Source organism: Pseudomonas sp. MWU13-2862 (assembly GCF_023242495.1).
GTDB classification, from domain to species: Bacteria; Pseudomonadota; Gammaproteobacteria; order Pseudomonadales; family Pseudomonadaceae; genus Aquipseudomonas; species Aquipseudomonas gingeri_D.
In genome coordinates this window covers 316,316-329,623 of record NZ_JALMEZ010000004.1, presented here as the reverse complement: position 1 = coordinate 329,623, position 13,308 = coordinate 316,316, and the positions used below count along the sequence as shown (strand labels likewise).

Genomic DNA, 13,308 nt, shown 5'->3' with positions numbered 1-13,308 from the left:
GTTTTGGGTGAGCGAAATTGTTTTACTCTAGAACGCAAATTTTTCTTCACTGGTTGTCAGCCGTCGTTATTTTATGGGCGCTGATCAGTGGCTTTTATATGGCCTTTTTGAGTACTTCGCCGGCGCTTAAAGCGGTCGTAGGTTCTTTTAATGTGTCTCTCACGGCGCTGTTTATTCCGTTTTTTATTATCAGGGTTTTTCTTTCTTTTTTTTCGAGAGGACAGACTGACCGAACACTTGCGCAGTGGACGGCTTTTTGGGTTCATAAAGTTATTTATCTGGTGACCGCCATCGTATTGGCAACCGGAGTCATGATGATGGACCGGGCCATCAATCTATTTGATCTTTTCTTGATACCCGCACCGGTTGAAAGTGTCGGGCTCATCGCTGTTTTCAAAAAAATCCACGATATTTCCTGCGTTGTTCTGGCGGTCTTGGTGGTTTTGCATATTGGCGCGGTTATCCGCCATGAAGTTTCCGGTCATCGAATACTCAGGCGGATGCTGTGGTGAGTGCGCGAACCTTCAAGGACCGAATGGGTGTCCTGAGCCTGGCGCTATGTGCGTTGCCGCTGGGTTATGCCGCGCTGTCGTTGTGGGGCGAGCGGGTCTTCCGTCAGACATTGCCGACGTTACCCACCGAGCAGGCCAACAACCGAGCCGCGCCTGCCGAACGTGCGCCGCTCAATCATGCCGCCGTTGCCACGGTGATGGGGCTGGCCGCCCAGGGGGCCTTGGCCCGCAGTGCCGAGCCCTTGAAGTTGCGGGCCAGCTTTGTCTCCAGCACGGGCGACTCCCGTGCGCTGTTGGCGGGGGCCGAGGGCCAGCGGATCTACCGGGTGGGTGAAAGCCTGCCGGGCGGCAGCGTCCTGCGCCGGATCGAGGGCGGCCGGGTGGTGCTCTGGCGCAATGGTCGCGAGGAGCTGTTGGCCCTGGATCCGCCGGGCCGTACCACCTTGCAGGTGCTCAAGGGGCCCGTTCCTGACGCCGTCGCCCCGACTTCTTCCCTTTATCTGCGACCGACGGCCACGCCGCGTCAGAGTGAGTAAATGAACAGATTTTTCGAGTCCGGCCGGTGCTGCCTGAAGCTCTTGAGCCTGATCGTCAGCCTGCTGCTGGCGTCGGGCGCACTGGCCGATGAGCCGCAATGGCAACTGGCGATGAACGATGCCGAGTTGCGCGACGTGGTGCGGGAAATGTCCTCGATTCTCGGCACCACGGTGGTCCTTGACCCCCGGGTGCAGGGGCGGATCACCGTCCTCTCCGAGCAGGCCCTGGACCGTGAAGGGGTACGCCGGTTGTTCTATTCGGTGCTCGACGCGCATAACTTCACGGTGATCGACGAAGGCGACCGCATTCTTATTGCCCCTGTGGCCGATGCCCGCACCCGCGCCAGCAGTGCCGACAGTGCCAGCGCCCAGGGCGGCCAGTTCGTCACCGAGGTGGTGGCGCTGGGCAGCAGCGTCGCGGCGGATATCGCCGGGCTGGTGCGGCCACTGGTCTCGGTCAACGGTTATGTCGGCCCGTCGGCGTCGGCCAATGCCCTGGTCATCACCGATAGCGCGGCCAACGTCCGCCGTATCGCGAAGATCGTCCGGCAGTTGGACCTGGGGCAGAAGAATGCCCATGAGGTCATCCAGTTGCGTCACGGGCTGGCGAATGAGCTGGCGCGGATGATGGAGCAATCCCTGGGGCGGCAAGGCGCTGAGTCGGGGAGCCAGGTCATCGCCGATTCGCGCAACAACCGTTTGGTGATCATCGGCACCCAGGACGTACGCAAGCGCCTGGCTGACCTGGCCCGCTCCCTCGATACCCCGTCGGCGGCCGTTACCGACAATGCACGGGTGATCCGTCTGCGTCACAGCGATGCCAAGCAACTGGCCGAGGTGCTCGAGGCCATGGGCCAGGGACTTGCTCAGGAAGCCGGCGCTGCCGCCAGCCGGGACGCGGCTGCCGCCAAGGCCCTGGTCAAGGCCGATGAAAGCCAGAACGCCCTGGTGCTGATCGCCGAGCCGAGCCAGATCCGCACCCTGGAAAACATTGTTCGCCAACTCGACCAGCCGCGTTCGCAGGTGTTGATCCATGCGGCCATTGTCGAGATTTCCGGCGATATCAACGAGGCCCTGGGTGTGCAGTGGGGCGCCAATACCGGGAGTGCCCAGGGCGGGGTCGTCTTTGCCGGAACCCATATTCCCGTATCGGATTTCAAGGGCACCGAAGCCAAGCTGCCCGATGGTGCCGTGTTGCGCATCGGCAACGACCGCTTCGGCATGCTGGTGTCCGCCCTGGCGAGCAATTCCCACAACAACGTGCTCTCCACCCCCAGTCTGTTGACCCTGGACAACCAGGAGGCGGAGATCCTGGTGGGTCAGAACGTGCCGTTCCAGAGCGGTTCCTACCAGACCGGTACGGATACCGAGCGGCCCTTCAATACGGTCACGCGCCATGATATCGGGATCAAGCTGAAGGTCCGCCCGCATATCAACGAAGGGGCGACCCTGCGTCTGCAGGTCGAACAGGAAAACTCCGAACTCGCCCCGAATACGGTGGTTCCCGGTGACCTGATCACCAACAAGCGCACCCTGAAAAGCACCATCCTCGCCGATGACGGCGAGATCATCGTGATCGGCGGGCTGATCAAGGACAGCGTCCGTGTCCAGGAAAGCGGTGTGCCGCTGCTGCGGGATATCCCCTACCTGGGGGCGTTGTTTCGCTGGAACAGCGAAAAGCATGAAAAAACCAACCTGATGGTATTCCTGCGGCCGACCATCGTCCGCTCCAAAGAGGATATCTCCGAAGTCAGCGAGCAGCGCTACAACAGCTTGCGCCAGCTCAGTCAACCCGCCGATGGGAAGAGCAACTCACTGCTGTTGCCGCGCGAGGCCCGGGAACTGTTCGATGGTTCTGGCAGCGAGCCGGCGATAGACCTGCGACGGCAGAAGGTCGGGGCACCATGAAGCCGCGCCTGCCGTTCGGCTTTGCCCGCCGCTACGGGGTCTTGCTGGAACCGCAAGGCGCGGGCGCGTGCCTGTCGATTCGTGCCGACACACCGTTGACCGCCGTGTCCGAAGCCCGCCGCCTGATCGCCGGCGTACTGCCGTTGCAAGTGCTCGACGAGCCGGTATTCGCCGCCCACCTTGCGGCGGCCTACAGCGATGGCCATAGCGCCGCGCAGCAGGTGGCCCAGGGCCTGGACGATGAACTCGACCTGATGAGCCTGGCCGAGCAACTGCCGCAGACCGCCGACCTGCTGGAACAGGAAGGCGACGCGCCGATCATCCGGCTGATCAACGCGCTGCTCGGCGAAGCGGTGCGCGAGAAAGCCTCGGATGTGCACCTGGAGACCTTCGAGCACAGCCTGTCGGTGCGCATGCGCATCGACGGGCAACTGCGTGAAGTGCTCAAGCCAAGGCGCGAGCTGGCCAACCTGCTGGTGTCGCGGATCAAGGTCATGGCCCGGCTGGACATCGCCGAGAAGCGCGTGCCCCAGGACGGACGGATTGCCCTGCGGCTGGCCGGGCACGAAGTCGATGTGCGGGTTTCCACCTTGCCCTCGGCCCATGGCGAACGGGTGGTCCTGCGCCTGCTGGACAAACAGGCCGGACGTCTCGACCTGCAACGCCTGGGCATGCCGCCGCAGACCCTGGAGCGCTTCCGGCATATTCTCGGCAAACCCCACGGCATTTTCCTGGTCACCGGCCCCACCGGCTCGGGCAAGACCACCAGCCTCTACGCGGCGCTGAGCAGCCTCAACGACCAGACCCGCAATATCCTCACCGTCGAAGACCCCATCGAGTATCACCTGCCGGGCATCGGCCAGACGCCGGTCAATCCCAAGGTCGAGATGACCTTTGCCCGGGGTTTGCGGGCGATCCTGCGCCAGGACCCGGACGTGGTCATGGTCGGTGAGATCCGCGACCGCGAAACCGCCGAGATCGCCGTGCAGGCTTCGCTGACCGGGCACCTGGTGCTGTCGACCCTGCACACCAACAGCGCGGTGGGCGCGGTCACGCGGTTGCTGGACATGGGCGTGGATGCCTATCTGCTGGCCTCGTCCCTGGTCGGGGTGCTGGCCCAGCGCCTGGTCCGTACCCTGTGCCGCGAGTGCCGGAGCGCCTATGTGGCGGATGCGGCCGCCTGCCGGCGCCTGGGTGTCGACTCGAACCATCCGCCGAGGCTGTTCCGGGCCACGGGCTGCGAGCACTGCCAGCAAGGCTATCGCGGTCGTATCGGGCTCTACGAACTGATCGGCATCACCCCGGCCCTGGCGGTACTTATCCACAACGGCGCCAGTGAGCCCGAGCTGGTCCGTGAAGCCCGGACGGCCTCGCGCAGCCTGTTCCAGGATGGCCAGCGGCTGGTTCTCGAAGGCAGCACCAGTCTCGATGAACTGCTGCGCGTGACCCAGGAGGACTGAGGATGCCGACGTTCGATTACCAGGCCCAGGATGCCAACGGTCGGCGCTGTCGCGGTCAGCAGGAAGCCGACAGCCCGCGCCATGCCCGCCAGTTGCTGCGTGAGCGCGGCCTGTTGCCCACGCAGCTGAAAAGTGCTCGCGGCCAGACGGGTGCGGGCAACGGCGCCCATCGTTCGGCCGGCTTGAAAGCCAGTGAACTGGCCTTGCTGACGTTGCAACTCTCGACCCTGATCCAGGCCGGCCTGCCCCTGGAAGAGGCGTTGCGGGCGGTGGCGGCGCAGAGCGAAAAACGTCGGGTCAGCAACCTGTTGGCGGCGCTGCGTAGCCGAGTCATGGAAGGTTATGACCTGGCTTCGGCGCTCGCCGGTTTCCCCAAGGCGTTCCCGGACATGTTCCGCGCGAGCATCGCCGCCGGCGAACGCTCCGGACACCTGGGCCCGGTGCTCGAACAACTGGCCGAGTACACCGAGGCCCGCCAGCAGGCCCGGCAGAAGATCCAGATGGCGCTGGTCTATCCGATGATCCTGCTGTTTGCCTCGCTGGCCATCGTCGCTGGATTGCTCGGCTATGTGGTACCGGATGTGGTGAAGGTTTTTATCAACAATGGCCAGGCCCTGCCCCTGCTGACCCAGGGCCTGATTGCCCTGAGCAGCGGCCTGCAGCGTTACGGCTGGCTGCTGCTGGTCGGGCTGGTGGCGTTGGCCTTGCTGGTGCGCTGGGTGCTGGCGCGGCCCGCCGTGCGCTGGCGCTGGCATGCCTGGTTGTTGCGGGCGCCGCTGATCGGCGGAGTCCTCAAGGCGATGGAAGCGTCCCGTTTCGCCAGCACCCTGGCGCTGCTCGGCAAGAGCGCCGTGCCCCTGGTGGACGCCCTGGAAATCGCCGCGGCGGTGATCGGCAACCTGCCGATTCGCGCGCGCATGGGCGAGGTCGCGCGCTCGGTGCGCGAGGGCGGCACCCTGACCCGTGGCCTGGAGCGCAGCGGCGATATCCCGCCGCTGATGCTGCACATGATCGCCAGCGGCGAGCGCGCGGGCGAGCTCGACCGCATGCTCGCCCGCGCCGCCGAACAGCAGGAGAAAACCCTCGCGGCGCGGATCGCCCTGGTGGTGAGCCTGTTCGAGCCGGCGATGCTGGTGCTGATGGGCGTCATCGTGCTGTTGATCGTCATGGCGATTCTGTTGCCGATTCTTAGCCTCAACCAACTGGTGAACTGATCTTATGAAAACCTCTGGAACACAGCGACAAGGTGGTTTCACCCTGATCGAAATCATGGTCGTGGTGGTGATTATCGGTGTACTCGGCGCGATGGTGCTGCCGCAGTTCATGAGTCGTCCGGACCAGGCCAAGGTCACCGCGGCCCGGGCCGATATCAAGGCTGTCGGCACCGCGCTGGAAATGTACCGCCTCGACAATTTCCAGTACCCCTCGACCCAGCAGGGCCTCGAGGCGCTGGTCAAACGGCCGCTGGGCGTGCCTGAACCGCGGAACTGGAACCCCCAGGGCTACTTGAAAAGCCTGCCGGTGGATCCCTGGGGCACGCCTTACCAGTACCTGAGCCCGGGCACCCGGACCAAGGGTTATGACCTGTATTCCTTTGGTGCCGACGGCGTGTCCGGCGGCGAAGAGTTTGCCGCCGATATCGGCAACTGGAGTGATTGATCCATGCCCACACGTTCCCGTGGTTTCACCCTGCTGGAGTTGCTGGTGTCCATGGTGGTGATCGGCGTGCTGGCCGGCATGATCGCCGTGAGCATGAACCCCAGCCCGGTGCGTCAGGCGCGCCAGGAGGCCGGTGCCCTGGTGCACCTGCTGCAACAGTTGCGTGAGTACGCGGTGGTCAACAGCCAGGAATATGGCTTGCGGATCGGTGCCGAGGGTTATCAGGTGATGGTCTTCGAGCGGCCCGACTGGCGCCCGGCGGGGGCGGCCTATCGCTTGCCCGACGGTCTGTATTTTCGCCTGGAGTTGGAAGGCCGCCCGCTGAAACTGGGCGACCGGGTGAACCAGCCGCAATTGCTGGTGCTGAGCAGCGACGAAATGAGTGCCTTCACCCTGCATTACGAATCCGCGCAGCGGCGCTGGTTGAGTGTGTCCGGTGACGGCCTCGGTGATCCGGCCATCGATGAAAGCTGAGTCGGGGTTTACCTTGCTGGAGGTGATGATCGCCCTGGCGATCTTTGCCGTGCTGGCGGCCAGCGTGCTGTCCGCCAGCCAGTTCGTGGTGCAGCAGAGCGGCACCTTGCAGGAGCGTTTGTTCGCCACCTGGCTGGCGGACAATCAGTTGAATGAACTGCGCCTGCAGGCGCCCCCGGCCAAGGGACGACAACAGCAAAGCCTGCGCTTCGACCAGCGCGAATGGCGCCTGGAGCAGATTGTCACGCCGACCTCGGACCCGCGCTTGCTCAAGGTCGAGATTATCGTGCGGCTGGGCAATGGTGGGCCGCCGTTGCACCACGCCAATGCCTGGCTGCGGGCCCGGAATGAATAGACAGGCCGGCTTTACCCTGGTCGAACTGGTGATTGCCCTGGCGATTTTCAGCCTGATCGGCCTGGCCAGTTATCGCCTGTACGAAGGCGTGCTGCTGACCCAGGCCCGGGTCAATGAGCACGAGCAGGGCTTGCGCAGCCTGCAGCGGGCGATGGCGGTGCTGGAGCGCGATGTCATGCAGGCGACTATCCCCAAAGAAGGCGTGGCCGTGACACTGGGCGGGGGACAGTTGAACCTGCAGCGCGGCAATGCGCGCAACCCGCTGGATGAGCCCCGCAGCGAGCGCCAGGAGATTGCCTATCGCCTGGAGGAGGGCACCTTGTGGCGTTATCGCCGTAGCCTTGATCTGCCCGAGACTCACAAGCTGCCGGTGCTCAAGGAGGTGCGTGCCTTGCAGTGGCGGCTGTATGTGGACAAGGCCGGTTGGCGCGCTGAGGGGGCGTCGACGCCGGGCCGTTCCCCGGTGCATCCGCGAGCGTTGGAAATCACCCTGTCCGTTGGTCGCTTCGAACAGATCCGTCGCGTCATCCTGTTGCCGGAGGGCTCATGAACCGCACCGGCCAGCGTGGCGTGGCGCTGATCAGTGTGCTGCTGATCATGACCCTGGCCCTGTTCGTGGTCGGTGGCCTCTTGCGCAGTCATACGCGGGCCCTGCAGAGCAGCGCGCAGCATATTCATCAGGTGCAACTGCGTCAGTGGGCGATTGCCGCGGAGAGTTGGGCGCGGGAGTTGTTGCAGGAGCCTGATCGGCTTGAGGAGAAGACCATCCATCTGGCCCAGCCCTGGGCGAGCCCATCGCTGCCGTCCGAGCTGCCGGGTGTCGAGGTGCGGATCGAGATCGAAGACCTGGCCGGGCGGTTCAACCTGACCCGCCTGCTCCTGCCCGGCAAGGCTGATGAAATCAGCCTGGAGCGCTGGGCCCGGTTGCTGGCGGCGCTGGAGATCCCGGCATTCGACCTGGCGTCGCTACGGGGTACCGAGGTCAGCGACACCAGCCAGCTGCGCCTGTTGCCCGGTGTCGACCAGGATCTTTTGCAGCGCCTGCAACCCTTCGTCGCGTTGCTGCCGCCCGAGGCCAGGCTGAACATCAATACCGCCTCGGCCACGCTGCTGGCGACGCTGGAAGGCATGACGGCGGCCAGTGCCCGGGACGCTGTCGCCCAGCGCCCGGCGCAAGGTTATGCCGATGCCCATGAATTTACCCGTGCGCCGGGGCTGGATGGGTTGGGTATTGCCAGCCATGGCCTGGGTGTCGACAGCCGCTGGTTCCGGGTCACGGTCGAGGTCGGCGCGGGCGCGGCGCGACTGCGGCTGGTCAGCGATCTGGAGCGGCCTCGCGACAGCCTTCGCCTGCGTGTCCTGCAACGCCGCTTCCTGGCCCCGACTCAAGGTGAAACCCTGTTATGAGCAATTGGCTTTATCTCACGGCCGAAGGCCTGGCTGGCTGTGACGCCGGCTGGCCGGTTGGCTATTGGCAGGCGGGCGGCGAGTACCGCGTGGTCACCCTGGCGGAGGCGGCGACGTTTCTGTCGGGGCAGTCGGTGCGGGTGATCCTGCCCATGGAAATCTGTAGCGGCTTGCGCAGCGAGCCCTGGCCCGGTCGACGCAAGCCCACGGTTCAGGCGTTGGCCTACGCCGTCGAGGAGCGCTTGGCCGAGGAGCTGGATGGATTGCACCTTGCGGTCGGTGCGGCGGACAAGGATTCACGCTACCCGCTGCTGGCGATCAACAAGGAGCGCTTCAAGGCGATCCTGGCGTTGTTGCGTGATTCGGGGCTGCAAGTGGAAAGCGTCAAGGTGGATGCGGACTTGCTGCCGGATGATCAGGCCTATGGCGTCTGGTGGGCTGGACGCTGGTTGGTGGGTGGGGCTATCGAGGCCCGACTTGCGCTGTCGCCTGAGGATCTGGAAGTACTGCGATCACGATTGCCGGATGGGTTGTGCTGGATGGGCGCTGATCGGCAGGCCGATATCGCGGCGTTGCTGGTGGCCGGTCATTCGCGCGGGCTGGACTTGCTGCAAGGTGAGTTTCGTCAGGTGCGGGCGCGTTGGCCATTGGGCACGCTGGTGCTGTCGGCGTTGGCGCTGTTCGCGGTGTCCTGGGGTTTTACCCTGGCCCGTGCCCATTATCTGGAAAGCGCTGCGGGGCAGTTGTACGAGCAGAGTGTGCAGCGCTTCCAGCGTTTGTATCCCGAGCAAACCCGGATTGTCGATCTGGCGGCCCAGCTCAAGGCCTTGCAGGGTCAGACCGATCAGCCCGGCAGCCAGATGGGCCGTCTGGTGCAACTGATCGAACAGGTGATCGGAGGCAGCAGCGTTGAGGTTCAGCGTATCGAATACCGGGCCAGCTCGGGCTGGACGTTGTTGCTGACGGCCGGCAGCTTCACCGATCTTGAGCGCTTGCGCGAGCGCGGCCAGGGCAGCGGTTTACCGATCAGGCTGGGCAGCGCCAGCAAGGACCGTGAGCGAGTGCAGGCGGTGCTGATGTTGGAGGAGAAGAACGGATGATCAGGTCATTGGCGGTACCGGCGGCGCTGATGCAACGGTGGCAGGGCCTCGGCCTTCGGGATCGACGGATGCTGATTGGATTGGGGGTTTTCCTGGCGGTGGTGAGTTTGTTCAGTGGGGGCTGGCAACCGGCGCAACAGCGTCTGGAAAGGGGTGAGCGCCTGTACCAGCAACGTCTGTTATTGGCCGCTGAAGTACAGCGTGCCCAGCCGACGGCTCAGCGCTCGAACCCATCGCGGTCCCTGTCGAACCGGCTAAGTGAAACGGTGGCGGCGGCAGGGCTGGAGTTGCAGCAACTGGACCAGGATGGCCAGTCACTGCGGGTCACCCTCAGTGGCAATGTATTGGCCTTGCTGCAGTGGCTGGACCAGACCGAGCAATCGGGCGCGGTGTTGCAGTCGTTGAGCCTGGAGAAGCGCGACAAGCTGCTGGTGGCGCAGGTTGCGTGGCGTGCTGATTAGGCTGTTGCATTACCCGGCAACGCCTGCAACCGTGCCAGCTTCAACGCCACCAGCAAGGCCACCACCAGCAGCGCACCGATAAACAGGCCGATGCCGTTCCAGCCGCCGTAGTGCCAGAACACCCCGCCCAGGGTCCCGGCCACGCTGGAGCCGACGTAGTAGCAGAACAGATAGAGCGACGAGGCTTGTCCCTTGGCCTTCAGCGCCCGACGGCCGATCCAGCTACTGGCCACCGAGTGAGCGCCGAAGAAACCGAAGGTGAACAGCAGGATGCCGAATACCACCACCGGCAGCGGGGTGACCAGGGTCAGGACGATGCCCACCAGCATCATCAGGATCATGCCCCAGAGCACCTTGCGCCGGCCGAGCTTGTCGGCCAGGGCGCCGATCTTCGCGGAGCTGTAGATGCCCGACAGGTAGACGATGGACAGCAAGCCGACGAATGCCTGGCTCATGTTGTAAGGATCGGCCAGCAGGCGGTAGCCGATGTAGTTGAACAGGGTGACGAAGCTGCCCATCAGCAGGAAGCCTTCGAGGAACAGCCACGGCAGGCCGGCGTCGCGAAAGTGCACGGTGAAGCCGTCGATCAGGCTGCGGGTATTGAACTGGCTGGCGCGGAAATTACGCGACGGCGGCAGGATCTTCCAGAACACCGTCGCCGCGATCAGCGCCAGGACACCGATCACCAGCATCGCCATATGCCAGCTGACAAAGTCGATCAGCACGCCGGTGATCAGTCGCCCGCTCATCCCGCCGATGGCGTTGCCGCCGATATACAAGCCCATCGCCAGACCGATGTGCTTGGGATGAATTTCCTCGCTCAGGTAGGTCATGCCCACCGCTGCCAGGCCGCTGAGGGAGAGTCCCACCAGGGCCCGCATCACCAGCACGCCCTGCCAGTTGGGCATCAACGCGCCGAGGATGGTGAACAGCGCGGCGCCGAACAACGCCACCACCATCACCGGCTTGCGCCCGAGGCTGTCGGAGATCGGTCCGGTGATCAGCAGGCCGATGGCGAGCAGGGCGGTGGCCACGGAGAGGATCAGGCTGCTCTGGGCGGCATTGATCCCGTACTCCTTGGACAGCACCGGCATCATCGGCTGTACGCAGTACAACAGGGCAAAGGTCGCGAAGCCGCCGGAGAACAGCGCCAGTACCGTGCGCATAAACGCCGGAGTGCCTTTTTCGATATAGGTGTCGTTGAGTTGGGCGACCACATCGTCCAGCGCAGTGGGGGGAATCTCGTGGGCGAAGGGAGCGACAGCAGTTTTCACGGGGGACCTCGGGGGGAGCAGCCGGTCAGGCAATGGAAAAAGCATATAGCTGGCTAACTATTCTTTCCAATATATTGTTCGACCTGTTTGATAGGTTTTACGACTTGATGAGGTATTCATGGAATTGCGGCATTTGCGCTACTTCATCGCGGTGGCCGAAGAACTGCATTTTGGCCGCGCCGCCGAGGTGCTGGGGATTTCCCAGCCGCCGTTGAGCCAGCAGATCCAGGCACTGGAGCAGGAGCTGGGGGCGCGGCTGTTCGACCGGACCAATCGTCGGGTCGAGTTGAGTGAGGCGGGTCGCCTGTTTCTGCAAGAGGCGCGGTTGGTGCTGGCGCAGGTGGACAAGGCGGCGGATGTGGCGCGGCGGGCGCAGTTGGGGGAATTGGGGGAACTGAAGATCGGGTTTACCTCATCGGCGCCGTTCAACTCGACAATTCCCCAGGCAATCTTTGCCTTTCGCCAGGCATTTCCGGCGGTGCATTTGAACCTGCGGGAGATGAGCAGCAAGACGGTGGCCGATGGTTTGATGGACGAGTCCATCGAGGTGGGCTTGATGCGGCCCTTGGCGTTGCCGGAGGCCTTGAGTGTCGTGGAGTTGATGCATGAGCCGCTGGTGGCAGTACTCAGTGCCAAGCATCCCTTGGCCGGCGGCAGCGAGGACGGGATGTATTTGTCCGAGCTGGCGCTGGAGCCCTTTGTGTTTTTCCCGCGCAGTTATGGCAGTGGTTTGTATGCGCAGTTGCTGACCTTGGCGCGACAGGCAGGATTCAGCCCGCACTTTGCCCAGGAGGCGGGGGAGGCGATGACCATTATCGGCTTGGTGGCGGCGGGGTTGGGGGTGTCGGTGTTGCCGGCGTCTTATCAGAGGATTCGGATTGATGGCGTGGTCTATCGACCGTTGCTTGATCCGGATGCGGTGTCGGCGGTGTGGCTGGTCCAGCGCAAGGACCAGAAGTCACCGATGGCCAAGGCGTTTATCGAGTTGCTGACGCGTCGAGCGGTGCCGCAGGCTTAAGGGGGTCTGAAGCCGAGCGCGGTCCTGTGGCGAGCGGGCAAGCCCGCTCGCCACAAGGGTGTAACCGTCTAGTGCAGCGGCAGATTATCCAATGACTGATCCAGCTCGGCTTTCGCCATTTCCACCAGATGCATGGCCGAGAACGCCAGCGCCCGCTTGGAGCCGCTGAGACCATCGCCGGATTCGTAGGCGGTGGCCGCTGCGCAGGTCAGCAACTCGGAGACGTGAACCAGGGATTCTTCCAAGCTTCGACCGGATTTGGTGTTAGGCAGCCGGATAGCGCCCGGCGATGCAGATGTTGGGCTGGGCAGATAGTGATCAAGAGCACGCTGGATGGCGGCCTGATCCTTGAACCGGTCGGCAGAAGGGAAGGCGTTGGGATCCTGGACAGGTGGTGCGGGAGTTGTTTTGCTCATGGTTGAGTCCCTATATCAATAATTGGAACTGCAACCCATCGCTTGCACGCAGAAGGGTGGCAGCTGTGCGCAGGTGTGCAAGACCGAGGATATAGGACTCGGCAGACCCGAAGGTCTCCCACGCACAGCCACCATAGCAATCGAGCGTCGAATACCAGTCTACTGAACGACGCGAATATTGTGGGAGCGGAGCTTGCCCGTGAAGCTTTTAGCGGCCTCAAGGGCCTCTTCGCGGGCAAGCTCCGCTCCCACAGACTCTTGCGATGCAGGGACTAAGCGCCGTTACTGGGACAGCGGCTGCGCCTCGCCTACACCGATCGCACGTGCCGACGGGTGGTCATGATGGGCCCGCAGTTCGGCGAGGATGTCCTGGTCCAGAAAGCTCACCCAGCGGATGTAGTTCCGGTGGATCTTGCCGTCCTGGTAACCCATGCCGCTGCTGTCGCGGTAGGCGATGGTGTAGCCGCTGGCGCTATAGTTGATGTCGATCTCGACGTGGAATTTCTCACGCACGGTGATCTCGGCCTGGACCTGGCCCGGGTTGACGCGCTGCACGGTCCACTCCCGTTTGGTCAGGGCGGTGACAATCGCTTGTTTCACCTCGTCCTGGCTGGCCTGGACCTGCGGGGTGAGGGTGCGGCTCGGGTTGACGATGGGTTTGCTGGTACAGCCGGCCATGGTCAGCAGGGCCAGGGTGACAAGTGCGGCACGAAGCAGGGAAGACATTC

General features: G+C 63.7%; 16 protein-coding genes. 13 read left to right on the top strand and 3 right to left on the bottom strand.

Features of this window, described 5'->3' with window-relative positions:
* The first annotated feature begins 17 nt into the window (after window positions 1-17).
* From M5C56_RS09665 to gspM, 12 genes are read left to right on the top strand one after another with little or no spacing between them, the layout of a single operon-like run.
* On the top strand, window positions 18-512 hold the full coding sequence (locus tag M5C56_RS09665; protein ID WP_103497983.1) for a cytochrome b/b6 domain-containing protein: 495 nt from the start codon (window positions 18-20) through the stop codon (window positions 510-512).
* Complete coding sequence (locus tag M5C56_RS09660; RefSeq protein WP_247263111.1) at window positions 509-1,048, top strand: type II secretion system protein N; 540 nt, start codon at window positions 509-511, stop codon at window positions 1,046-1,048. Before M5C56_RS09665 ends, M5C56_RS09660 begins: the two co-directional genes overlap by 4 nt.
* On the top strand, window positions 1,049-2,956 hold the full coding sequence (gene gspD, locus M5C56_RS09655; RefSeq protein ID WP_103497984.1) for a type II secretion system secretin GspD: 1,908 nt from the start codon (window positions 1,049-1,051) through the stop codon (window positions 2,954-2,956).
* Window positions 2,953-4,416 (top strand): type II secretion system ATPase GspE, encoded by a 1,464-nt coding sequence (gene gspE / locus M5C56_RS09650; protein ID WP_103497985.1) that lies wholly within the window; start codon window positions 2,953-2,955, stop codon window positions 4,414-4,416. Before gspD ends, gspE begins: the two co-directional genes overlap by 4 nt.
* Window positions 4,417-4,418: 2 nt before the next feature.
* On the top strand, window positions 4,419-5,630 hold the full coding sequence (gene gspF / locus M5C56_RS09645) for a type II secretion system inner membrane protein GspF (RefSeq protein WP_103497986.1): 1,212 nt from the start codon (window positions 4,419-4,421) through the stop codon (window positions 5,628-5,630).
* A gap of 4 nt (window positions 5,631-5,634) precedes the next feature.
* A complete protein-coding gene (gspG, locus tag M5C56_RS09640) occupies window positions 5,635-6,075 on the top strand; it encodes a type II secretion system major pseudopilin GspG (RefSeq protein WP_103497987.1) in 441 nt (146 codons plus the stop codon).
* 3 nt (window positions 6,076-6,078) lie between these two features.
* On the top strand, window positions 6,079-6,549 hold the full coding sequence (gene gspH / locus M5C56_RS09635; protein WP_103497988.1) for a type II secretion system minor pseudopilin GspH: 471 nt from the start codon (window positions 6,079-6,081) through the stop codon (window positions 6,547-6,549).
* Complete coding sequence (gene gspI / locus M5C56_RS09630) at window positions 6,539-6,904, top strand: type II secretion system minor pseudopilin GspI (protein ID WP_103497989.1); 366 nt, start codon at window positions 6,539-6,541, stop codon at window positions 6,902-6,904. Before gspH ends, gspI begins: the two co-directional genes overlap by 11 nt.
* On the top strand, window positions 6,897-7,454 hold the full coding sequence (gene gspJ / locus M5C56_RS09625) for a type II secretion system minor pseudopilin GspJ (protein WP_103497990.1): 558 nt from the start codon (window positions 6,897-6,899) through the stop codon (window positions 7,452-7,454). The genes gspI and gspJ overlap by 8 nt, the downstream gene beginning before the upstream one ends.
* Window positions 7,451-8,311 (top strand): type II secretion system protein GspK, encoded by an 861-nt coding sequence (locus M5C56_RS09620; protein WP_103497991.1) that lies wholly within the window; start codon window positions 7,451-7,453, stop codon window positions 8,309-8,311. Before gspJ ends, M5C56_RS09620 begins: the two co-directional genes overlap by 4 nt.
* Window positions 8,308-9,411 (top strand): type II secretion system protein GspL, encoded by a 1,104-nt coding sequence (gene gspL, locus M5C56_RS09615; protein WP_103497992.1) that lies wholly within the window; start codon window positions 8,308-8,310, stop codon window positions 9,409-9,411. The genes M5C56_RS09620 and gspL overlap by 4 nt, the downstream gene beginning before the upstream one ends.
* Window positions 9,408-9,872, top strand: coding sequence for a type II secretion system protein GspM (gspM, locus tag M5C56_RS09610; RefSeq protein ID WP_103497993.1), 465 nt, complete (start codon window positions 9,408-9,410; stop codon window positions 9,870-9,872). The genes gspL and gspM overlap by 4 nt, the downstream gene beginning before the upstream one ends.
* Here the strand turns inward: gspM and M5C56_RS09605 are convergent.
* A complete protein-coding gene (locus M5C56_RS09605) occupies window positions 9,869-11,146 on the bottom strand; it encodes an MFS transporter (RefSeq protein ID WP_103497994.1) in 1,278 nt (425 codons plus the stop codon). The two genes, gspM and M5C56_RS09605, sit on opposite strands and share 4 nt — an antisense overlap.
* 118 nt (window positions 11,147-11,264) lie before the next feature.
* On the opposite strand from M5C56_RS09605, the gene M5C56_RS09600 reads away from it, so the two are divergent.
* Window positions 11,265-12,164, top strand: coding sequence for a LysR family transcriptional regulator (locus M5C56_RS09600; RefSeq protein WP_103497995.1), 900 nt, complete (start codon window positions 11,265-11,267; stop codon window positions 12,162-12,164).
* 68 nt (window positions 12,165-12,232) lie between these two features.
* Here the strand turns inward: M5C56_RS09600 and M5C56_RS09595 are convergent, their stop codons facing one another.
* A complete protein-coding gene (locus tag M5C56_RS09595) occupies window positions 12,233-12,580 on the bottom strand; it encodes a DUF3077 domain-containing protein (protein ID WP_247263110.1) in 348 nt (115 codons plus the stop codon).
* 282 nt (window positions 12,581-12,862) lie between these two features.
* Window positions 12,863-13,306 carry a hypothetical protein gene (locus M5C56_RS09590; protein WP_103497996.1) on the bottom strand — a complete coding sequence of 148 codons (444 nt, stop codon included), beginning with the start codon at window positions 13,304-13,306 and terminating at the stop codon, window positions 12,863-12,865.
* Window positions 13,307-13,308 lie beyond the last annotated feature (2 nt).

What these genes read in the sequence shown, in the direction of transcription:
- gspI (WP_103497989.1), top strand. Translation starts at nt 6,539, where the DNA reads ATGAAAGCTGAGTCGGGGTTTACCTTGCTGGAGGTGATGATCGCCCTG.
- M5C56_RS09595 (WP_247263110.1), bottom strand. Translation starts at nt 12,580, where the DNA reads ATGAGCAAAACAACTCCCGCACCACCTGTCCAGGATCCCAACGCCTTC.
- gspJ (WP_103497990.1), top strand. Translation starts at nt 6,897, where the DNA reads ATGAATAGACAGGCCGGCTTTACCCTGGTCGAACTGGTGATTGCCCTG.
- gspE (WP_103497985.1), top strand. Translation starts at nt 2,953, where the DNA reads ATGAAGCCGCGCCTGCCGTTCGGCTTTGCCCGCCGCTACGGGGTCTTG.
- M5C56_RS09590 (WP_103497996.1), bottom strand. Translation starts at nt 13,306, where the DNA reads ATGTCTTCCCTGCTTCGTGCCGCACTTGTCACCCTGGCCCTGCTGACC.
- gspH (WP_103497988.1), top strand. Translation starts at nt 6,079, where the DNA reads ATGCCCACACGTTCCCGTGGTTTCACCCTGCTGGAGTTGCTGGTGTCC.
- gspM (WP_103497993.1), top strand. Translation starts at nt 9,408, where the DNA reads ATGATCAGGTCATTGGCGGTACCGGCGGCGCTGATGCAACGGTGGCAG.
- M5C56_RS09600 (WP_103497995.1), top strand. Translation starts at nt 11,265, where the DNA reads ATGGAATTGCGGCATTTGCGCTACTTCATCGCGGTGGCCGAAGAACTG.
- gspF (WP_103497986.1), top strand. Translation starts at nt 4,419, where the DNA reads ATGCCGACGTTCGATTACCAGGCCCAGGATGCCAACGGTCGGCGCTGT.
- gspG (WP_103497987.1), top strand. Translation starts at nt 5,635, where the DNA reads ATGAAAACCTCTGGAACACAGCGACAAGGTGGTTTCACCCTGATCGAA.
- gspD (WP_103497984.1), top strand. Translation starts at nt 1,049, where the DNA reads ATGAACAGATTTTTCGAGTCCGGCCGGTGCTGCCTGAAGCTCTTGAGC.
- gspL (WP_103497992.1), top strand. Translation starts at nt 8,308, where the DNA reads ATGAGCAATTGGCTTTATCTCACGGCCGAAGGCCTGGCTGGCTGTGAC.
- M5C56_RS09620 (WP_103497991.1), top strand. Translation starts at nt 7,451, where the DNA reads ATGAACCGCACCGGCCAGCGTGGCGTGGCGCTGATCAGTGTGCTGCTG.